This is a genomic window from Stenotrophomonas sp. GQ19 (genome assembly GCF_059758695.1).
Genome location: NZ_JCAXES010000003.1, coordinates 182,369 through 203,419 on the forward strand (window position 1 = coordinate 182,369; position 21,051 = coordinate 203,419).

General features: G+C 68.7%; 18 protein-coding genes. 7 read left to right on the plus strand and 11 right to left on the minus strand.

Annotated features, from left to right (window positions below; all coding sequences use genetic code 11):
- Positions 1 to 13: 13 nt before the first annotated feature.
- The 3 genes from AC6CHL_RS08010 to AC6CHL_RS08020 form a co-directional block, all read right to left on the minus strand.
- Complete coding sequence (locus AC6CHL_RS08010; RefSeq protein ID WP_448134059.1) at positions 14 to 2,140, minus strand: putative bifunctional diguanylate cyclase/phosphodiesterase; 2,127 nt, start codon at positions 2,138 to 2,140, stop codon at positions 14 to 16.
- Positions 2,137 to 3,060 carry a phosphate/phosphite/phosphonate ABC transporter substrate-binding protein gene (locus tag AC6CHL_RS08015; protein ID WP_498294090.1) on the minus strand — a complete coding sequence of 308 codons (924 nt, stop codon included), beginning with the start codon at positions 3,058 to 3,060 and terminating at the stop codon, positions 2,137 to 2,139. The genes AC6CHL_RS08010 and AC6CHL_RS08015 overlap by 4 nt, the downstream gene beginning before the upstream one ends.
- A 61-nt stretch (positions 3,061 to 3,121) precedes the next feature.
- Positions 3,122 to 3,889: an RNA methyltransferase gene (locus AC6CHL_RS08020; RefSeq protein ID WP_038691999.1), complete on the minus strand. Its 768-nt coding sequence runs from the start codon at positions 3,887 to 3,889 to the stop codon at positions 3,122 to 3,124.
- A 122-nt stretch (positions 3,890 to 4,011) separates the two neighbouring features.
- Between AC6CHL_RS08020 and AC6CHL_RS08025 the strand changes: the two genes are divergently transcribed.
- Entirely contained in the window at positions 4,012 to 4,839 is an 828-nt protein-coding gene (locus AC6CHL_RS08025; RefSeq protein ID WP_038687391.1) for an inositol monophosphatase family protein, read from the plus strand.
- A gap of 164 nt (positions 4,840 to 5,003) precedes the next feature.
- On the plus strand, positions 5,004 to 5,390 hold the full coding sequence (locus AC6CHL_RS08030) for a hypothetical protein (protein WP_038687389.1): 387 nt from the start codon (positions 5,004 to 5,006) through the stop codon (positions 5,388 to 5,390).
- A gap of 723 nt (positions 5,391 to 6,113) precedes the next feature.
- Here AC6CHL_RS08030 and htpX read toward each other — a convergent pair.
- Positions 6,114 to 6,980, minus strand: coding sequence for a protease HtpX (htpX, locus tag AC6CHL_RS08035; protein ID WP_038687387.1), 867 nt, complete (start codon positions 6,978 to 6,980; stop codon positions 6,114 to 6,116).
- A gap of 93 nt (positions 6,981 to 7,073) precedes the next feature.
- Here htpX and gluQRS point away from each other — a divergent pair, with 93 nt between their 5' ends.
- From gluQRS to phaR, 3 genes are all read left to right on the plus strand, one after another.
- Positions 7,074 to 7,958: a tRNA glutamyl-Q(34) synthetase GluQRS gene (gluQRS, locus tag AC6CHL_RS08040; protein WP_463601340.1), complete on the plus strand. Its 885-nt coding sequence runs from the start codon at positions 7,074 to 7,076 to the stop codon at positions 7,956 to 7,958.
- 73 nt (positions 7,959 to 8,031) lie between these two features.
- A complete protein-coding gene (phbB, locus tag AC6CHL_RS08045; protein ID WP_038687383.1) occupies positions 8,032 to 8,772 on the plus strand; it encodes an acetoacetyl-CoA reductase in 741 nt (246 codons plus the stop codon).
- A gap of 312 nt (positions 8,773 to 9,084) precedes the next feature.
- A complete protein-coding gene (phaR, locus tag AC6CHL_RS08050) occupies positions 9,085 to 9,609 on the plus strand; it encodes a polyhydroxyalkanoate synthesis repressor PhaR (RefSeq protein ID WP_038691997.1) in 525 nt (174 codons plus the stop codon).
- A 76-nt stretch (positions 9,610 to 9,685) separates the two neighbouring features.
- Here phaR and AC6CHL_RS08055 read toward each other — a convergent pair whose 3' ends face one another.
- From AC6CHL_RS08055 to AC6CHL_RS08080, 6 genes are all read right to left on the minus strand, one after another.
- On the minus strand, positions 9,686 to 10,597 hold the full coding sequence (locus AC6CHL_RS08055; RefSeq protein ID WP_447596266.1) for a TraB/GumN family protein: 912 nt from the start codon (positions 10,595 to 10,597) through the stop codon (positions 9,686 to 9,688).
- A gap of 39 nt (positions 10,598 to 10,636) precedes the next feature.
- Positions 10,637 to 11,575 (minus strand): DUF1684 domain-containing protein, encoded by a 939-nt coding sequence (locus AC6CHL_RS08060; RefSeq protein ID WP_498294091.1) that lies wholly within the window; start codon positions 11,573 to 11,575, stop codon positions 10,637 to 10,639.
- Between the two features lie 11 nt (positions 11,576 to 11,586).
- Positions 11,587 to 13,452, minus strand: a complete 1,866-nt coding sequence (mutL, locus tag AC6CHL_RS08065) for a DNA mismatch repair endonuclease MutL (protein WP_498294092.1) — start codon at positions 13,450 to 13,452, stop codon at positions 11,587 to 11,589.
- Positions 13,453 to 13,810: 358 nt separating this feature from the next.
- Entirely contained in the window at positions 13,811 to 15,385 is a 1,575-nt protein-coding gene (locus AC6CHL_RS08070; protein ID WP_498294093.1) for an N-acetylmuramoyl-L-alanine amidase, read from the minus strand.
- An 82-nt stretch (positions 15,386 to 15,467) separates the two neighbouring features.
- Positions 15,468 to 15,950, minus strand: a complete 483-nt coding sequence (gene tsaE / locus AC6CHL_RS08075) for a tRNA (adenosine(37)-N6)-threonylcarbamoyltransferase complex ATPase subunit type 1 TsaE (RefSeq protein WP_128096676.1) — start codon at positions 15,948 to 15,950, stop codon at positions 15,468 to 15,470.
- Positions 15,947 to 17,434, minus strand: a complete 1,488-nt coding sequence (locus AC6CHL_RS08080; protein WP_498294094.1) for an NAD(P)H-hydrate dehydratase — start codon at positions 17,432 to 17,434, stop codon at positions 15,947 to 15,949. The genes tsaE and AC6CHL_RS08080 overlap by 4 nt, the downstream gene beginning before the upstream one ends.
- Before the next feature lie 23 nt (positions 17,435 to 17,457).
- Between AC6CHL_RS08080 and queG the strand changes: the two genes are divergently transcribed.
- Together queG and xseA are read left to right on the plus strand one after the other, a co-directional pair.
- The gene (gene queG / locus AC6CHL_RS08085) at positions 17,458 to 18,546 is read left to right on the plus strand and encodes a tRNA epoxyqueuosine(34) reductase QueG (RefSeq protein WP_137189971.1); all 1,089 of its coding nucleotides are present in this window, start codon (positions 17,458 to 17,460) and stop codon (positions 18,544 to 18,546) included.
- 45 nt (positions 18,547 to 18,591) lie between these two features.
- A complete protein-coding gene (gene xseA / locus AC6CHL_RS08090; protein ID WP_141059279.1) occupies positions 18,592 to 19,920 on the plus strand; it encodes an exodeoxyribonuclease VII large subunit in 1,329 nt (442 codons plus the stop codon).
- A 168-nt stretch (positions 19,921 to 20,088) separates the two neighbouring features.
- On the opposite strand, the gene AC6CHL_RS08095 is transcribed toward xseA, so the two are convergent.
- Positions 20,089 to 20,991, minus strand: a complete 903-nt coding sequence (locus tag AC6CHL_RS08095; RefSeq protein WP_038687367.1) for a M48 family metallopeptidase — start codon at positions 20,989 to 20,991, stop codon at positions 20,089 to 20,091.
- Between the last annotated feature and the right edge of the window lie 60 nt (positions 20,992 to 21,051).

A 21,051-nucleotide genomic window follows, 5' to 3' on the forward strand; every position in this document is an offset into this window, starting at 1 on the left:
CGGGGCTTGCGCCCTACACCCCGGATTCGATCAATTCCACCACGTCGGTGGCGCTGACCGGGTGGCTCAGCCAATAGCCCTGGCCCAGGTCGCAGCCGCGCTGGCAGAGCAGGTCGAACTGCACTTCCTGCTCGATACCTTCGGCCACCACGGTGATCCCCAAGGCATGGGCCATGGCGATGATCGCCGTAGTCAGGGCCAGATCGTCCGGGTCGCGCTGCATGTCGGCCACGAAGCTCTTGTCGATCTTGACCCCGTCCACCGGCACCTGGCGCAGGTGGCTCAGGCCGGAGAAGCCGGTGCCGAAGTCATCCAGCCACACCTTCACCCCGGTCCGGTGCAGCTTGTCCAGCAGCGCCGCGGCCAGCATTTCATCGCCGATCACCGCCGTTTCGGTCAGCTCCAGGTGCAGGCGCGAGGCCGGCAGGCCGGTGTCGCGCAGGCAGTCGGCCACCAGGTTGGGCAGCTCGCCGCCACGCAGCTGGCGCGGCGATACGTTGACCGAGACGAACAGGCCGTCCCCGTCCACGCCGTGCGGCCACTGCACCGCTTCCATGCAGGCCGCGCGCAGCACCTTCGGGCCGATCACCTCGATCAGGCCACTCTGCTCGGCCACTTCGATGAACACCGACGGCGGGATCGTGCCCAGCGTGGGGTGTTGCCAGCGCAGCAGCACTTCCACCCCGACCATGCGCCGGTCGCGGGTGCGGAAGATCGGCTGGTAGACCAGGCGCAGTTCGCCGCGCTCCCAGGCGCCGCGCAGCTCCTGCTCCATATGCACGCGGCGCTCCACCGCGTGGTCCATGGCCCGGCTGTAATAGCGGTAGCAGTTCTTGCCGGCCACCTTGGCCTGGTACATCGCAATGTCGCCGTTCTTCAACAGCGTGGTCGCATCGGCCGCATCGTCGGGGAACAGGGTCACGCCGATGGACGTGCCCAGGAACAGTTCCCGGCCCTGCACGAACAACGGCTTGCCCAGCTCGCGGACCAGGATCTCGGCCAGTTGGCGGGCATGGGCGGCCACATCGCCGTCGCCGAGCAGGATCACGAATTCATCGCCGCCAAAGCGGGCCAGCAGGGCCTCGTCGCCCCCGGCCTGCGCCACGGCGGTGCTGATGCGCTGGGCGAACTGCAGCAGCGCTTCATCGCCGGCTTCATGGCCCAGCGTGTCGTTGACGCGCTTGAAGTCATCCATGTCGGCAAACAACAGGGCCAGCCGATGGTTGGACGCACGCGCGGCCATCAGCCGGTGGTCCAGCGCCTCACGGAAGGCCAGGCGGTTGGTCAGCCCGGTCAGCGCATCGGTGTAGGCCATGTGCCGCACTTCGCGGTCGTGGCGGGCGATCGATTCGCTCATCCGGCCGAACGCACGCACCAGTTCGCCCACCTCGTCCTTGCGCGGGCTTTCGTGCAGCGTCAGCTGGTAGTCGCCCGCCTCGATCTGGCGCGCGGCCCCGGCCAGCCAGCGGATCGGGGCCACCAGGGTGCGCTGCACGTAGATGATCATGCCCGCGCCGATGCCGACCAGCAGCCCCAGCATCAGCAGCAGCCAGCCGAGGTGGCGCTTGCCCACCTGCTGCAGGCGCTCGCCCAGGGTCTGGTTGGCGCGCTGCTCCATCGCCTGCACGTCATCCAGCGCCATGCCCACCCGGACCCCGCCGATGCGCTGGTTGCCGATCATGATCGGCATCGCGTTGTCGAGCACCTTGGGCGACTGCTGCACCACCAGCGCCCGCGCGGCGACGGCACCGGAGGCCAGCGGGTCGCTCATCGGCCGGCCGAAGTCGATCACTTCGGCCGAGCCGTCGTGGATCAGCTTGCCGTCCTCGTCGAACACCAGCACGTAGCGCACCACCTGCTGCCGCGAGGTGTTGCGCACCAGCGCGCCCACCTGCTCCAGGTCGTTGTAGTACAGCGGGTTGGCCAACGCGTCGGACAGCTCGCGCGCCAGCGCTTCACCGCGGCTGCGCACGCTGCGGTCGAACAGGTCATGGATGACGTTGCCACTGAGGTGCTGGACCTCATCCTGCATCGTCGCCTGGCGCCCAAGCACCACCGCGACGATGGCGATCACCACCAGCATCGCACCGCTCATCGCGAGCACGAACCGTGCCTGCATTCCGGAACCCAACAGCCTCATTCCACTTCCATCCGCACGCGAGCCAAGCCTTGTTTCAATTCATCCAACCGGTGCTGCATCTGCGCATCCACCCGATGGAACCCGGACGTACCAAAAAATGTCTGCAGCGCATCCTGCGCCTTGGGATCCGATGCCGCCTCCAGCAGCACCTCCTGCAACCGGTCGCGCACCCGTTCATCCAGCCCGGCGCGCACCATTTCCACCGCGCGCGGGTACGGCTCGGTACGATGGATGACACGGAAATCACGCAGGAAAGTGGCCGGAATGCGATGTCCGTCGGTCCAGTCCACGCTGCTGACCGCCCCGGCGTCCACCACACCCTTGTGCACCAGGGTGGCGATATTGCCCTCCGAGCGTGCAAACACATAGCCCACCGTATCGGGGGCGGCCGCATCGCGCGCCGACAGCAGGATCTCCGGGGTCAGGCCCTGCTGCAACAGGGTCATCACCGGCACCAGGTAGGCACTGGTGGAGGCCACGTTCTGCAACGCCAGGGTGTGCCCCTTGAGGTCGGCCAGCGTCGCAATGGTGCTGTCCCGGCGCACGAAGAACACGGTGTGGTAGTCACGCACGCCGCTGCGCTCGGTCAGCAGCAGGGGCTGGGCGCCACTGCGCAGGCCCAGCGCCACCGCGGTGCCGGAGGTTTCAGTGACCCAGTCCACCCGGCCACGGCGCAGGTAGCTGGCCATCTGCTGGGCGTCGGGTGCCATCAGGATGCGGCCTTCGGTGATGCCGACGTCGCGCATGCGCGGAACCACGTAATCGAGCAGGGGTTGCAGTTGCGCATAGTGTGACTTGGGGTTGTCGCTGATCCGGCCCAGCACCAGCACGTTGTCCGGTGCCGCTGACGCAGGTCCGGCCATCAGCACGATAGCCAGACACAGCAGACCTCCCTGCAGCAGCCATCGCAGACCCGGCACTCCCATCACTCCCCCCAAGGAATCCGAACAGCCTACCCGAAAAAGTGAGAACTGCGTCAGCTCATTCGGGCTTGGCGTTGGCCAACCGTGCCATCCGCTGGGCGTCGGACAGGATGCCGCGCAACAGGCGCACTTCCTGTTCGCTCAGTCCGGTGCGCAGGAACAGGCGGCGCAGTTTGCGCATGGCCGATTCCGGGGCGCGGCCCTTGTGGAAGTCGATGTCGTCCAGGGCCTGGCCGAGCTGGGTGAACATGCCTTCCACCTGCGCATGGCTGGCCGGCTGCTCGCGGAACTCGGGGTCGGCCGGGGCGGCGCCGTCGATGCCGCCGAGCACGGCCATGCGCGTTTCATAGGCCAGCACCTGCACGGCGGCGGCCAGGTTCAACGAACTGAAGTCGGGGTTGGACGGGATATGCACGGCCAGGTGGCACAGCTGCAGTTCCTCGTTGGTCAGGCCGGTGCGCTCGCGGCCGAACACGAAGGCCACTTCGGCCGGTTCGGCGGCCTTGGCCAGGGCGCGCTGGGCAGCGACGGCCGGCAGCAGTTCCTCCAGCTGGACCCGGCGGGCACGTGCGGTGCAGCCCAGGACCAGGGTGCAGTCGGCCACGGCCTCGGCCAGGGTGGCCACGACCGGTGCATCGCCCAGCACGTCCTCGGCGCCGGCCGAGCGCCGGAACGCTTCATCGTCCAGCGGCTTTTCCGGTGCCACCAGGACCAGCCGGGACAGGCCCATGGTCTTCATGGCGCGCGCCGCAGCGCCCATGTTGCCGGGGTGCTGGGTGCCGACCAGGACGAATCGGATACGGGTAGGAGCGGTTTCAACGGACATGAACAGGCCAAACGCGAGCAGGACAGCCACAGATGGTAAACTGTGCGACCGGCCTCTGCGCCGGGACCGCTCTTTTCCCCCGCCAGTACCCCCCCACTCTGCCTTTCCGGGAGCTTTTCGCCATGCAGAAACCCGCCGTCACCGTCATGGTCAAGGCCGCCCGCCTCGCCGGCAACGTCCTGTTGCGCAACATCAACAAGCTGGAGGCGTTGAACGTCGTGCAGAAGGGGCGCATGGACTATGCCAGTGAAGTCGATGCAGATGCGGAAAAGGTCATCGTCAAGGAACTCAAGCGCGCCTATCCCGAGTACGGGATCATGGGCGAAGAAGGTGGTGTGCAGGGTGTGAACCGGTACATGTGGGTGATCGACCCGCTGGACGGCACCAGCAACTACCTGCGCGGCTTCCCGCACTACTGTGTGTCCATCGCGCTGGTCGAGAACGGCGAGCCGATCGATGCGGTGATCTTCGATCCGCTCCGCAATGAGCTGTTCACTGCCAGCCGCGGCGCTGGTGCGGTGCTGAACGACCGTCGCATCCGCGTGGCCGACCGCAAGGACATGGGCGGCGCGATGATCCATACCGGTTTCGCCCCGCGTGAGCGCCAGCGCGCCAGTTCGCAGCTGAAGGCCGTGGATGCGCTGCTGGTGCACGCCGAAGACGTGCGCCGTACCGGGTCGGCCGCGCTGGATCTGGCCTACGTGGCCTGCGGCCGCGCCGATGCCTACTTCGAAGCCGGGCTGAAGGCCTGGGATATCGCCGCCGGCGTGCTGCTGGTGCGCGAGGCCGGTGGCCGGGTCTGTGACTACAAGGGCGCCACCCCGGCCCGCATGGACAGCCGCGGCCCGGAGACCCAGCAGATCGTGGCGGGCAACGTGAAGAACACCGATGTGCTGCAGAAGGTGCTGGTCAACACCGGCTACGCAGCCGAGTTCGACGCCAAGTTCTGATCGGCCACCGCGCTGAAACCGAAGAACGGCGCCCTTGGGCGCCGTTTTTTTGTGCCGGTGCGTCCGGCTTTCCAGCGTGGCCGGGGTAGACGGGCGGCCGCAACGCAACGCCACGCGCGCTACACTTTTTGATTGCGCCGCGGCGCACCCTTCAAGGAAGACCCATGTACAAGCGCGCGATTCTTTCCCTGGCCTTGCTGCTGGGGGGATATGACGCGACCGCGTCGGTGGTGATGGACCCGTCGTCCACGGAAGGGCCGGTGGTCCTGCCCGAGGAGGTCGCGGCGACCTGCGCCGACCTGGTCGCGAGCCTGCAGGCCTCGGCCGCGCTGAGCCTGAAGAAGGCCGGCAAGGACGGCGGCGATGTCACCACGAGCCCGACCTGGGCGTACACCCCGTTCTCCCACCGCGTGCTGATGGCGTCCTGCGTGGCGTATGTCCTGACCGGCAGCACCGACGCCCCCGCCCGCCCCTTGCGCTTCATCGATGAAGACAGCGGCACGCAGGTGGCGGTGCTGGACAAGACCGGCTACCGCGACATCACCCCCTGAGCCGGCGCACCGCCGTATTTGACGTCGGCCTATGAGCCACCGTCCCGTATTATTCCGATTATTCCGACAACGGCGCCCTTGGGCGCCGCTGTTGTTTATGGGAACTGAGTGACTGCGGAGGCAACGGCAAAAAGCGCCATGCGCATCGCCTGCTGCTGGCTGGCTGGCGCGGGTGGGGGCGCGGGACACGCTGCAAGTCCCGCTCCGCGGCCCGGCCCAGCCGCCGACGGCTGTGCGTTCGGACGCTTGCGAGGCAGTGCCTCGCAAGCAATGCGCCCTCACCCATGTAAGCTCCGTCGCCGCATCCATGCGGCTCAGGGTCCCGCACCCCCACCCGCGCCAGCCCCTGACAGAGGGTCGGTGCCCTGGGCAAAAGGCAGGGCGCAAAGCCGGACTTCACCGGCGTGAACTCAAAGGCACCGCTGCGGGCTTCCTTGCCGTTGCTTCGCATGGCCACCGACCCACTGTCGAGGGCGGGACGGTGTGGGTTCGCGGGACCCTGAGCGCCATGGATGGCGCGACGGAGCTTACAGGGACGTACTTGCAGCGTGTCCCGCGAACCCACACCGTCCTGCCCAGCCCGAGAATGCAGGGCAAATGAGGCCTTTGACGTTGCATTTGCCTCAAGGGCAGCCGGGCAGAGCCCGGCTCTACCAGGGAACAACGCAGACACAAAAACGCCCGGCCGAAGCCGGGCGTTCTGAGGTTTCAGCGCACCGCGGATCAGGCTGCGGTGCTGGCCTTCAGGGCGGCGATGCGCTCTTCCAGCGGCGGGTGGCTCATGAACAGCTTGCGGGCCGTCGAACCGGCGATGCCGAAGGCCGCGATCTGCGTCGGCAGCGTGCTCTGGCCGTGGTTGAGCTTCAGCCGCTCCAGCGCCGCGATCATCTTCTGGCGGCCTGCCAGGTGCGCACCACCGGCATCGGCGCGGAACTCGCGGTGGCGCGAGAACCACATCGAAATCATCGTCGCGAACACACCGAACACCATCTCCAGCACGAACACGATGATGTAGTACGCAAAGCCGCGACCGCCGCCTTCGCGGTTGCCCGACAGCGCGCTGTCGATGAAACCACCCACGATGCGGGCCAGCACGATCACGAACGTATTCAACACGCCCTGCAGCAGCGCCATCGTGATCATGTCACCGTTGGCCACGTGCGCGATCTCGTGGCCCAGCACCGCCTCGGCCTCGTCCTCGCTCATGTTGTGCAACAGTCCCGTGGACACCGCCACCAGCGCCTTGTTGCGGTTGGCACCGGTTGCGAACGCGTTGATTTCCGGGCCGTCGTACACCGCCACTTCCGGCATGCCGATGCCGGCCTCGCGGGCCTGCCGCTCGACGGTGGCCAGCAGCCAGCGCTCGGTCGGATTGCGCGGCTCGGTGATCACCACCGCGCCCGTGGAACGCTTGGCCATCCACTTGGACAGCAACAGTGAAATGAAGGAACCACCGAAGCCAAAGATGGCCGCCATCACCAGCAGGCCGCTCATCTGGTTGGGGTTCACGCCCAACACCGACATCACGATGCCCGCCAGGACCAGCACGGCAAGGTTGGTCAGAAGGAAGAGAGCAATGCGACTGAACATGGGGAAATGACGCTCATGGGAGGTGGATGACTGCAAATCTGCGGGGACTTCAGGTTGAATTCAAGTCGCAAACTGACCGACGATTCATAGTTCATGCCAATGACCCCCTACCTCGGCCGCTTCGCGCCCTCGCCCACCGGCCCCCTGCACCCCGGCTCGCTGCTCGCCGCACTGGGCAGCTGGCTGCTCGCCCGCCACGCCGGCGGGCAGTGGTGGGTGCGCGTGGAAGACGTCGACCCCCCGCGCACCGTACCCGGTGCCATCGACCAGCAACTGGCCTGCCTGACCGCGCTTGGCCTGGCCAGCGACGGCCCGATCGTGCGCCAGAGCCAGCGCGACGCCCTCTACCAGCGCGCCCTGGAGCGCCTGCTCGACGAAGGCACCGCGTTTGCCTGCCACTGCAGCCGCAGCGAACTGGCCGACCAGCACGGCATCCACCATCACTGCGTGGCACGCGGCCTGCGCGCGCAACCGGCCATCCGCCTGCGGGTACCGCCCGGGACCCGGATTGCCTTCCACGACGGCCTGCGCGGCCCGGTGGAACAGGACGTCCACGCCGACGTCGGCGATTTCGTGCTGCGGCGCGCCGATGGCTACTGGGCCTACCAGCTGGCCGTGGTCGTGGACGATGGGCAGCAGGGCATCACCGACGTGGTGCGCGGCGCGGACCTGCTCGACTCCACCCCGCGCCAGATCCTGCTCCAGCGCGCGCTTGGCCTGCCGACCCCGGCCTACCTGCACCTGCCCCTGCTGCTGGACGCGCACGGCCGCAAGCTGTCCAAGTCCGACGCTGCCCGCCCGCTCGACCCGGCCGAACCGCTGCCCGCCCTGCGCCAGGCCTGGGCGGCCTTGGGCCAGGACCCGGCCGTGGTGCGCGACGCTGCCGGCGTGACGCCGTTGCTGGACAACGCCCGTGCCGGCTTCGATCCGGCCCGCCTGCCCGCCCATGACATCGCCCCACCCGCCACGCCCGGCTGACGCCCCATTTGCCGCGGCGATGTTGCAGAATCCCCTTCCCCCTTGTTGGCACAGCCTTTCGGAGTAGCAGCCCATGACATCTCGCGTCGCACTGGTCACCGGCGGAACCGGCGGTATCGGTACTGCCATCTGCCAACGCCTGGCCGACCAGGGCCATCGGGTCGCCACCAACTACCGTGACCAGGCCAAAGCCCTGGCCTGGCGCGAGATGATGCTGGCGCGCGGCTGCGACGTGGCGATCTTCCCCGGCGACGTCGCCGACCCGGACACCGCCGAGGCCATGGTCCACGCGGTGGAAGCAGCACTCGGCCCGATCGAGATCCTGGTCAACAACGCCGGCATCACCCGCGACACCACCTTCCACCGCATGCGCGCCGACCAGTGGCACGACGTCATCAACACCAACCTCAACTCGGTGTTCAACGTCACCCGCCCGGTCATCGAAGGCATGCGCCGCCGCGGCTGGGGCCGGGTCATCCAGATCAGCTCGATCAACGGCCTGAAGGGCCAGTACGGCCAGGCCAACTACGCCGCGGCCAAGGCCGGCATGCACGGCTTCACCATCTCCCTGGCCCGCGAGAATGCCGGCTTCGGCATCACCGTCAACACCATTTCCCCCGGCTATGTGGCCACCGACATGGTGATGGCCGTGCCCGACGAAGTGCGCGCCAAGATCATCGCCGACATCCCCACCGGCCGCCTCGGCAAGCCCGAGGAAATCGCCTACGCGGTCGCCTTCCTGGTGAACGAAGAAGCCTCGTGGATCACCGGGTCGAACCTGGACATCAACGGCGGCCACCACATGGGCTGGTAGAGCCGACCGTTGGTCGGCTGCACGCAATCCCGGTAGAGCCGACCGTTGGTCGGCTGCACGCAATCCATCCAGAAAGGTACCCGATCAAAGGCAGCCGACCAACGGTCGGCTCTACCGGGGATTTTCAAGAAAACGTTTGCAGGACTTTTTACAGCTGCACATATTCACCCGTTTGCAAATGCTGCACCCTGCGCAAATCCATGCTGCGCAACATAAAACCGGTCCTGTACCCCGCCGCATGGGCCTTCCGGCGGTTGCATGTGCTGCTGCACTGCGCCATGCTGCGCGCCTACTGTGATGAGTGACCGTTTCATGGCTGCGAACCGCATTATCAAGAAATACCCGAACCGCCGGCTCTACGACACCGAGATTTCCAGTTACATCACCATCGAAGATGTGCGCCAGCTCATCCTCGACGGCGAAGACTTCGAAGTGCGCGATGCCAAGAGCGGCGACGACCTGACCCGCTCGGTGTTGCTGCAGATCATCGCCGACCAGGAACAGGACGGCGAGCCGATGCTGTCCACCCAGCTGCTCAGCCAGCTGATCCGCTTCTACGGCGACTCCCTGCAGGGCTTCATGGGCAACTACCTGGAGCGCAGCATGCAGGTCTTCCTGGACCAGCAGCAGCAGTTCCGCCAGCAGATGGGCAACCTGCTCGGCCAGACCCCGTGGGCGATGATGAACCAGCTGACCGAGCGCAACCTCGAGCTCTGGCAGGACTTCCAGCGCAACATGGGCCCCGGCTTCGGCCCGCGCCCCGGTGGCACCTCCACCGGCACCGGTACCGGCAAGCCGGAAACCCCGGCCCCCGGCGCAGGCAAGACCCGCCGCTGAGGCAACGCCCGGCACGGGGCAATGAAAAAGGCGCAGCCCCACGGCCGCGCCTTTTTCGTATCCGCGGCGTGCGCGATCAGCGCTTCGGCTTGGCGCACCCGGTGCACACGCGCTCGACCGTGAAGCCCTTGGCCTTGAGCTTGTCCACCACGCCGTCGTCGCCCAGCAGGTGCAGCGTGCCGACCACCACCAGCGTGCCGCCCTGCCCGGCCTGCAGGTACTGCTGCAGCTTGGGCACCCAGGCATCATTGCGATCGGTATTGATGCGCTTGTACAGCTGCGGGTACTGACCGCGCATCTGCGCGGCCATCGAGGTCCACAGCAGCTTGTCGTCACCGCGGCGCCACGCGTCGTGCAGCTTGCGGCCTTCCGCGTCGGCCTTGTCGGCCTGGTCCAGCGCCTCGGCCACCATCTGCTGCTGCTCGGCCGCCGACATCCCCGACAGCACGCCGACCTGGGTGTCGATGTCCTCCAGCCCGGAGGTCGGCTTGCCGGCCGTCGCGGCGCGCTGCATGAAGTGCCGATCCAGGCCCAGGTTCGGGTCCAGGCCCATCTTGGTGAACTGCCCCAGCGTGATGGTCAGCCCCACGAACCACGGCTTCATGCCCTGCAGCTGCGCCAGGGGCAGATTGTTCGCGGTGGCGTAGGCCTGCAGCTTGGTCCACGTCGCCGGGTCCAGGTCACGCTTGAGCTCGGTGCCGTCGGTGCGCACCGCCGCCTGCAGCATCTTCTGGGTCAGCTGCGGCGACTGCATGTCCTGCGGCGACAGCTCGAACACCACCCGCTTGGACGCTGCGAACGCCTGGTCCACATCGGCCGCAAGCGGATAATCCTGCGCACGCAGCAGGTGGAACGAACCCAACAGATACACCCGGCTGTCGCCCGGGCCGGTCACCTTCCACAACAGCGGCACCGGGGGCGTGGCCTTGGCCGCCGGGGCGTCGCCGCGCGCCTGCACCACGCCACTGCCCAACAGCAGGCCGACCATCAACACCGGGGACAACATTCGGGACAACATCGACATGGTTCAGGCCTCTCCTTCAGGGGCATGGTAGGCCTGCTCGCCCGCGTCAATGCGCAGGTCCAGGCGGTTTTCCGGCGGCGCCAACGGGCACGTTGCAAACGGCGTGAACGCGCACGGGGGATTGTAGGCGTGGTTGAAATCCACCTGCACCTGCCCGTTCGCATCCGGTGCGGCCACGTCCAGGTAGCGCCCGGCCGGGTAGCTGCCGTGCCCGCTGGTGCGGTCGGCGAAGATCACGAACAGCTCGCGCCCGGGTTCGCCCAGCGCTTCCAGCCGCCAGGTGCGGCCGTCGCGTTCGAACTCCAGTGCGCCGGCATTGGGCATCTGCGTGGTCAGCCCGGTGATGTCCACGATGGGCAGGGTTTTCCCCGGCGCGTGCGGCACGAAGCGCGCGTTCACCCGCCACGACGGGCCGCCCGGCCAGTACTGCAGCCCGGTGAAATTGGCCCGGCTGGCCGCGTCGGCATGCTTTACCCGCAGTGCATAGCGCTCGCCGCGATGGATCAGGCTCAACTGGCCCTTGCCGTCGTCGAAGGAAATCAACGTCGGGGCGGGGTCGCGATCACTGGCGAACCGGATGCGGCCGGTGAGTGGTTTGTCGCCCACCTGCAGGGCCGCGCCACGCTCGGGCGTGAACCATACCGTGTCGCCGTCGCGCGCCACCATGCCCAGCTTGGCCGGTCCGACCGCCAGGCGGATGCCACTGCCCGGCCCGCTGCCGATGTAATGCGCCTTGTACTCCAGCCAATGCAGGCCCACCAGGCTGGTCCAGCCGTCGGCGGCATGCAGTTCTTCATAGCGCTTCTGGCGCCACTGCTGCTGTTCGGCGGCGAACGCCGGATCCACCGCAGCGGCCACCGTGGGTGCCGCTTCTTTGTCGCCGCACGCGGCCAGCCCCACCGCCAGCATGATCGCGCCCAGCGCCCTTCCCCAAGTTCGCATGATTGTCCCCTTCAACGTCCGCGCAGGAACCAGCGGTCGATTTCCGCCAGTGAAAAACGCGCCCAGGTCGGTCGACCGTGATTGCACTGACCCGAGCGTTCGGTGATTTCCATGTCGCGCAGCAGCGCGTTCATTTCCGGCACGGTCAGGCGCCGGTTGGCGCGCACTGCGCCGTGGCAGGCCATCGTGGACAGCAGCTCGTCGCGGGCGCTGGCGATGCGCCGGCTTTGGCCGTGCTCGCGCAGGTCGGTGAGCACGTCACGCAGCAGGCCTTCCGGTTCGGCGTTGGCCAGCAGCGCGGGAATGCTGCGCACGTGCAGCGACCCTGGACCGGAACGGGTGATCTCAAAGCCCAGCGCCACCAGCGTGTCGGCTTCGCGCTCGGCGGTGTCGGCATCACGCTCGCCCACTGCCAGGGTGATCGGCACCAGCAATGGCTGCGCGTGCAGGCCCATGCCATCGTGCGCGGTCTTCAGCCGCTCGTAGCCGATGCGCTCGTGCGCGGCGTGCATGTCGACCACGATCAGGCCTTCGGCGTTCTCGGCCAGGATGTAGATGCCGTGCAACTGCGCCACGGCGTAGCCCAGCGGCGGCACGCCGCTGTCGGCCGCGGTAGCGGGCAGGCCGTTGTAGCTGGGCATCGGCGGCAGCGCAGCGGACACGCCACCGGCAGGCGTGGCGTACAGCGCGGCGTAGGCCGACGGTGCATCGGCCACCTGCAGGCCCAACGGTGACTGCTGCGGGCGCCACTGGCCGGCCATGCTGCCACCCCCGCCGCCGCCCAGCGCGTAGCCGCCGCCGGACGTGCCATAACCGGCCGCACTGCCCGGTGCGGTGCCGGGCAATGCGTGCGCATCGGCGGCACCTGCGGTGGCGGTCATGCCGGCGCGGGTTTCGGCCAGCGCTTCCTTCAACGTGCGGTAGACAAAATCATGGATCAGGCGTGAGTCGCGGAAGCGCACCTCGTGCTTGGCCGGGTGCACGTTGACGTCGACCCGGGTCGGGTCCAGTTCCAGGAACAGCACGTAGGCCGGCTGGCGGCCGTGGAACAGCACATCGCCATAGGCCATCTTCACTGCGTGGGCCACGCTGCGGTCACGCACCGAACGGCCATTGACGTAGAGGTATTGCTGGTCGGTGCTGGCGCGCGAATAGTGCGGCTGCGCGATCCAGCCATGCAGCCGCAGACCGGCCCCGCTGTGGTCCACGCGCAGCGCCTGCGCGGCAAAATCCTCGCCCAGGGTTTCGCCCAGGCGCGTATCGGAATACAGATCGCCAGGCTTGTAGCGGCGCGACGGCTTGCCGTTGTGCGACACCCGCAGTTCCACGTCCGGGCGGGCCAGCGCCAGCGACCGCAGCCACTCTTCGATATGGCCCAGCTCGGTGCGTTCGGCGCGCAGGAACTTGCGCCGCGCCGGCACGTTGTAGAACAGCTCGCGCACTTCCACCGTGGTGCCCGGCGCATGCGCGCGCGGGGTGACCTCGCCGAGCTTGCCGCCTTCGATCTGCAGGGCCGAACCGTGCGCATCGCCGGGACGGCGCGAGGCCAGGGTAAAGCGGCTGACCGAGGCGATCGAGGGCAGCGCTTCGCCACGGAAGCCGAGCGTGGCCACCGCTTCGAGGTCGTCCAGGCTGGCGATCTTGCTGGTGGCGTGGCGGGATACCGCCAGCGGCAGTTCTTCCGGCGCGATGCCGCCGCCATCGTCACGGATCCGGATCAGGCGGACGCCGCCTTCTTCCAGGTCGATGTCCACGCGGGTGGCACCGGCATCCAGTGCGTTTTCGACCAGTTCCTTGACCACCGACGCCGGGCGCTCCACCACCTCGCCGGCGGCGATCTGGTTGATCAGGATCTCGGGCAGCTGGCGGATGCTCATGCGTCGCTCCCGCAGAAGGGACAGGCGACGGCGGAAGCGAGGGGGAATCGGGGGCTGTACGTCATCGACAGATGATAGCGTAGGCCGCCAGCCGACCCACGGTCGGCTCTAGGAGCCGGTAGAGCCGACCGTTGGTCGGCTGCTCTGCGACGCGGCAACCCCGGCGCGGAACCCGACGCGGGCGCGCTTCGCGCGATAGCCGACCAACGGTCGGCTCTACCCGGTTCATCCGGATGGGTTACGTGTGGGGCCCAGCCGACCAACGGTCGGCTCTACGCGGTTCATCCGGACGGGTTACGTGTGGGGCCCAGCCCAGCCGACCAACGGTCGGCTCTACGCAAATGATCCGCGTTGGGGATTATTTGCTGCCGCCGGCTACCGTGCTGGCGGCCTGGATCTCGGCTTCGGCGCGGGCGGCGTAGAGCGTGCCCGGCGGCGGTTGGCGGCTGAAGAAGGTGTGCACGCCGTCGAGCACCGCACCGGCGATCTGGCGCTGGTAGGCCGGGTCGATCAGGCGGCGCTCTTCATCGGGATTGGAGATGAAGGCGGTTTCGACCAGCATCGCCGGCATGTCCGAGGTGCGCAGCACCGCGAAGTTGGCGCGTTCGATGTTGGGCTTGTGGTTCTTGCCGATGCGCTTGAGCCCGCCCAGCACGTGGCCGGCCGCATCTTCAGACGCCTTCATGTACCCACTCTGCGCCAGGTCCAGCAGCACGTTGGCCAAGGTGCCTTCGGTCTGCTGGAGGCGTACACCACCGACCAGATCGGCGGCGTTTTCCTTGTCGGCCAGCCAGCGCGCACGCTGCGACGAGGCACCCTTGGTCGACAGCACGTAGACCGACGAACCGGTGGCGGCGCGGTTTTCAGCCGCGTCGGCGTGGATCGAAATGAAGATGTCGGCCTTCGCCGAACGCGCCTTCTGCGCGCGCATCGGCAGCGGAATGAACACGTCGGTGTCGCGGGTCAGGAAGGCTTTCAGGCCGGGCGTGGCATTGACCTGGCGTGCCAGTTCACGCGCCACTGCCAGGGTGATGTCTTTTTCCCGCTTGCCGGTTGGGCCTACCGCACCGGGATCCTGGCCACCATGGCCGGGATCGATCGCGACGACCAGCGGGCGCATGCCCGGGCGCATCTTGATCCGCGAGATTTCGCTGGGCATCACCGGGCGCGGCGGCTCGGCAGGCACCACCACCGGCGTCGGTGCGGGCACCACCGCGGCAGTGGCCTGGCCGGCCAGGATCGCCGCCGGGGTGGCCGAGTTGCTGGCCGCATTGGCGTTGCCGGCGGCCGCTACGTTCACAGCAGCGGCGGCTGGTGGCGTGGGGGTCGGCACCGGCGTGGCGGCCGTGGCGCTGGCCTGCTGGCGCACCGAGGCGGTCAGAAGTGCCGTGGCACGCGCCGCATCGCTGCGCGCCTGCGCTGCGTTGGCGGCGGTCTGAGCCGGCGGTGCGGCGCCCGCAACCGTACCTGCGGGGGCAGGTGCGGGCGTCGGGGGTTGTGCGGGTGCGGGGGCAGGCGTGCTGGCAACACTGGTCGGCGCATCGCCCGGCCATTCGATGACCAGCCGCGACTCGTCGCCCTGCTTGACCATCTGCGGCCGGAACGGCGCGACCGATTCGGCCAGATCGAACACCACCCGGAACGTGCCGGGCACCGGCTGACCGGTGCGCACGGCCGTGACCACGCCCTTGGGCGCAGGCAGCTTGAGGTTGCGGACCGCGCTGGAGTCCGGGAAATCCACCACCAGACGGTTCGGGCCGGCCAGGGTCAGGGTCTTGTAGCCACCGCTGCCGGACAGCGCGATCTCCGCGCGGGTGCCGGTGGCACCGGTCTCCAGACCCACCTGGCGCACTTCACCGGCCCACGCCAGGGCGCTCGCCAGACAGAGTCCGACGGCGGCACAGATGGCGGTGAGTGGTTTCCCCATTGGCATGGGTCAAGATTCAATCACCGCCCTGAATGAAATGCAACTCCTTTTCCCTTAATAATCCGTAACCTGCCGGTGTTTCCTAGTGTCAGCCGACAGAAAGGGCCTGCAAGTCGCCCCCTTGTGGCAACCGGGCAAGCCATTCACGACCCGCGTCGCTCGTCGCATTGAGACGCACGCGGCGTCCCTGCCCCTCGATTTCCAGCGCCACGATCAGGTCGGTGGGCGGCAGCGCGCCCGCGCCGCGCTCGGGCCATTCGATCAGCCACAGCGAGGCACTGCCCTCGTCCAGCCCCAGGAAATCCAGCTCATCGGCCTGGCCGATGCGGTACAGGTCCAGGTGCCAGGCTTCGTGCCCGTCGGCCAGCGGATAGCGCTCCACCAGCGTGTAGGTGGGGCTGCGGATGGCGCCCTGCACGCCCAGCGCGCGCAGCAGCGCACGCGCCAGCGTCGACTTGCCCGCGCCGAGGTCGCCCTGCAGCTGCATCACCGCCTGCGGCGGACGGGTCGCGGCCAGCCACTGCCCAAGCAGGTCGGTGTCGTCGGTCTGGGCCAGGAAAAACGTGATCATGCGGGTCGAGGTTCCGGATTCACCAGCCGGCGCAGCGGCACCAGCAGGTCGGTGGGGAGCAGGCCACGCTGGCCGTCGCTGGCGGCGGCATCGCCGGCCAGCCCATGCAGCAGTGCACCACTGCTGGCCGCATCGAAGGCATCCAGCCCCTGTGCGCGCAACGCAGCGATGATGCCGGTCAACAGATCGCCCATGCCGCCCACGGCCATGCCCGGGTTGCCCGCCGCGATCACCCGCGGCAGCTCACCGGGGGCGGCGATGATGCTGCCGGCGCCTTTGAGCACCACCACCGCGCCGAAGCGCTCGGCCAGGGCCTTTGCGGCGGCGAAACGGTCAGCCTGGATCGTGGCCGTGTCCACCCCGAGCAGGCGCGCCGCCTCGCCCGGATGCGGGGTCAGGATGGCGTGGTTCAGCGGCTGCGGCGCGGCGGCCAGCAGGTTCAGCGCGTCGGCATCGACCACCAGCGGCGTGCCGCTGCCCAACACCTGCCGCCACAGCTCGCGCGCCCAGTCGTCCTGGCCCAGGCCCGGCCCGATCGCGATCACGCCGGCCCGCGCCAGCAGGGCCTGCAGGTCCTGCGCGTCTTCCACTGCGTGCACCATGGCCTCGGGCAGGCGGGCCAGCAGCGGGGCCACGTGCAGCGCCTGGGTGGCCACGCTGACCAGCCCGGCGCCGGCACGCAACGCGGCCTCGCTGGCCAGCATCACCGCGCCCCCGCTGCCGCAGTTGCCGCCCACGCACAGCACGTGGCCGGATTCGCCCTTATGGGTATTGGCGCGCCGCGCCGGCAGCAGCCCGGCCAGCCGGGGCGCCTGCCATGGCACCGCACTGGGCGACACCTGCGCATCCGCGCCGTCCGGCAGCTGCAGCGGTGCCAACCGCCGCGCGCCCACGTATTCCAACGCGGCGCCGGTATACAGGCCCTGGTGGCAGACAATGAACTGCAGGGTCACGCTGGCGCGGACCGCGTTGCCCGGCACGGCGCCGGTGTTGGCGTCCACGCCGCTGGGTACGTCCAGCGCCAGGACCGGCACGCCCGCCTGGTTGATGGCTTCGATCAGCGCCGCCGCCTCACCGGTGGGCGCGCGGTTCAGGCCCAGCCCGTAAAGCGCATCCACCACCACATCGGCCGGGGGCAGTGCACCGGCAAACACGGCCACCTCCCCGCCTTCGTCCTGCCAGGCCTGCAGCGCCGCCCGGGCCAGGGCGATGGCCGCCGCATCGGTGGCCAGGCGCAGCACGTGCACCGCGCGCCCGGCCTGCCGGGCCAACCGGGCCAGCACATAGCCGTCGCCGCCGTTGTTGCCGGGCCCCGCCACCACGCACAGGCGCTGCGCCTGCGGCCATTGCTCCAGCAGGCACTGCCAGGCGGCCTGCCCGGCCTGGTCCATCAGCGCGGCACCGCCATCGCCGAGCAGGGCGCTGGCACGCGCATCGATCTGGCGCGCAGCAGGTATATCGAACAGTTCAGCAAGCTTGGGCATGCCGGGATTCTATACTTCCCCCCATGTCTGCTGTGCCCCTCCCCGCCCCCGTCAACCTGGCCCGCGCCACCGAGCGCGTGCGCGAGATCGCGCGCGCGCATGGCTTCCAGCGCTGCGGCGTGTCCGGCATCGAGCTGGGCGAGGACGAAGCGCACCTGGCCGACTGGCTGGGCAAGGGCCTGTACGGCACCATGGACTGGATGGCCCGGCACGGCACGATGCGCGCGCGCCCGGCCGAGCTGCTGCCCGGCACCGTGCGGGTGATCTCGGTGGGCATGGACTACGGCCACAAGGACGACGCGCAGGCGTGGGACACCCTGCACGACGGCGACCGCGCCTACGTGGCCCGGTACGCGCTGGGCCGCGATTACCACAAGCTCATGCGCAACCGCCTGCAGAAGTTCGCCGATGCGATCGCCGCCGAGATCGGCGCGTTCGGCTACCGGGTGTTCGTCGATTCGGCGCCGGTGCTGGAGCGCGCCCTGGCGCGCAATGCCGGGCTGGGCTGGATCGGCAAGCACACCTGCCTGATCGACAAGCAAGGCGGCTCCTGGTTCTTCCTGGGCGAGATCTACATCGACCTGCCCCTGCCGGTGGACACGCCGGCCACCGCGCACTGCGGCACCTGCACGCGCTGCATCGATGTGTGCCCCACCCAGGCCATCATCGGCCCGCAGCGGCTGGATGCGCGGCGGTGCATTTCCTACCTGACCATCGAACACGACGGCGCCATTCCCGAAGACATGCGGCCATTGATGGGCAACCGCATCTACGGCTGTGACGACTGCCAGCTGGTGTGCCCCTGGAACAAATTCGCGCGGCGCACCGACGAGCCGGACTTCCGCGCCCGCAACGACCTGGATACCGCCTCGCTGGCGCAGCTGTTCGCCTGGGAGGAAGACGAATTCCTGCGCCGCACCGAAGGCAGCCCGATCCGGCGCAGCGGCCACGAGCGCTGGTTGCGCAACATCGCCGTGGCGCTGGGCAATGCGCCCACCAGTGCGCAGACGCTGGCGGCGCTGGACGCGCGCCGCGCGCATGCCTCGCCGATCGTGCGCGAACACGTGGCCTGGGCCCTGCAGCAGCACGCCGCGCGGAACCCGGGCGCATGACGCTTGTGCGACCATGGGCGCCCGTTCGTACCGTTTGACCTGTCCATGGACCGCAGCGCGCAGATCCTCACGCCCAGCCAGCTCAACATCCTGGCCCGCGACCTGCTGGAAGGCGCCTTCCCGCTGATATGGGTGGAAGCCGAGCTGGGCAGCGTGACCCGCCCGGCATCGGGGCACATGTACTTCACCCTGAAGGACGCACGTGCACAGATCCGCGCGGCGTTGTTCAAGCCCAAGAGCCAGTGGCTGAAATTCGTGCCGCGCGATGGCATGCGCGTGCTCGCCCGTGGCCGGTTGACGCTGTACGAAGCCCGTGGCGAGTACCAGCTGGTGCTGGACCACATGGAAGAAGCCGGTGAAGGCGCACTGCGCCGCGCCTATGAGCAGCTCAAGGCGCGGCTGGAGGCCGAGGGCCTGTTCGCCGCCGAGCGCAAGCGGCCGATGCCGGCGCATGTCCGCCGGCTGGCGGTGATCACCTCGCCCACCGGCGCGGCGGTACGCGACGTGCTCAGCGTGCTTGAACGCCGCTACCCGCTACTGGAAGTGGACCTGCTGCCCAGCCTGGTGCAGGGCGACAGCGCCGCCGCGCAGATCACCGCGCTGCTGCGCGCGGCCGATGCCAGCGGCCGCTACGACGTGATCCTGCTGACCCGCGGCGGTGGCTCGCTGGAAGACCTGTGGGCCTTCAACGACGAGCACCTGGCCCGCGCGATTGCGGCCAGCAGCACCCCGGTGGTGTCTGCGGTGGGCCACGAAACCGACTTCAGCCTGGCCGACTTCGCCGCCGACCTGCGCGCGCCCACGCCATCGGTGGCCGCCGAACTGCTGGTGCCCGACCAGCGCGACCTGCAGTTGCAGGTGCGCCGGCTGGCCGCGCGCATGGTGCAGCTGCAGCGCCACGGCCTGGGCCAAGCCATGCAGCGCGCCGACCGCGCCCTGCTGCGCTTGAATGCCCAAGGTCCGCAGGCCCGCCTGCAATTGCTGCAGCGGCGCCAGCAGGATCTGGGCCGGCGCCTGGACGCGGTATGGCGGCAGCAGCAAGAACGCCGGCAGGCGCAGCTGCGGCATGCCGCCGTGGTGCTGCGCAACGGCCACCCGCAGCGTCGCCTGGATGCGCTGCGCGAGCGGCTGCACCGGTTGATGCCACGCGCCGACGCCGCCATCGGGCGCCAGCTGCAGCGCGACCAGCTGCACCTGCGCGGCCTGGCACGTTCGATGGAAGCAGTGAGCCCGCTGGCCACGGTGGCACGCGGCTACAGCATCCTCACCCGCGACGAAGACGGCAGCCTGGTGCGCTCGCCGCTGCAGGTGCGCCCCGGCGACACCCTGACGGCACGCGTGCAGGACGGCGCCATCGCAGTCGTAGTGAAATAACCGACGCCCCGTAGAGCCGGGCTCTGCCCGGCTGCAGATCGCCGACCGCACGCCCGTAGAGCCGGGCTCTGCCCGGCTGCACGACAACGACGAGCTGAAAGACGCCGGGCAGAGCCCGGCGCTACGTTACCGGTCGCTTGATCATCCGGTCCGCCGGTTACCGCGCCCTCACCCGCCCGCGCTTTCGCAGAACTTCTGCCGGTATTCCATCGCCTTGGGCATCAACGCCTGCAGGTTCTGGATGCGGGTGCCCGGATTGGGGTGCGTCGAGGAAAACTCCGGCGGCGCCTGGCCGCCACTGGCCTGGCCCATGCGTTCCCACAGCGGCACCGCCTCACGCGGATCGAAGCAGGCGGCGGCGGCGAGCATCAGGCCCACTTCATCGGCCTGGGTTTCGTGGCTGCGCGCATACGGCAGCAGGTAGCCGTAGCCCATCGCCGACATCATCATCTGTTGCTGCTGCGGGTCCATGCCGCTGGCGGCGCCGGCCATCTGCCCGATCTGGGTCAGCTTCTGCTGGGCCATGCGCTGGGCACCATGGCGCAGCAGGGCGTGGGCGATTTCGTGGCCCATCACCACGGCCATCGCATCCACCGTGCGTGCCACCGGAATCAGCCCGGTGTACACCGCCATCTTGCCGCCGGGCAGGCAGAACGCATTGGCCTGCTCGGACTGGATCACGTTGACTTCCCACTCGAAGTCGCGCGAGAAATGCGCCGGCTTCAGCCCGTGCTCTTCAGCCAACGCGGTTTCCACCACGTCCACCTTGGCAATCAGGCGCTGGGCGATGGCGCGCACGTCGCGCGATACCTGTGCGTTGGGATCCACCGGCCGTTCCTGCGCCAGGATCTCCTGGTAGGCCTGCAGCCCGAGGGCTTTTTCCTGGTTGGCGTCCAGCGCGCTGTCGATGAGCACGCTCTCACCGGTGTAAGGGTCCACCGCCCGGTTGGAAAACCAGTAGAAGGCGGCATAACCGGCGAAGGCCAGCAGCACCCACCAGCGGATGTTGCCGAACAGGCCGGGACGCCGGGCGCGGCCCTGTTGCTGGCCGCCGAATGGATCGTTGCGCATGGTGCAGGTTCCTCGCTGGACCGACGCCACCCTGGCCGGCACGGCGACATCTTAGTGGCT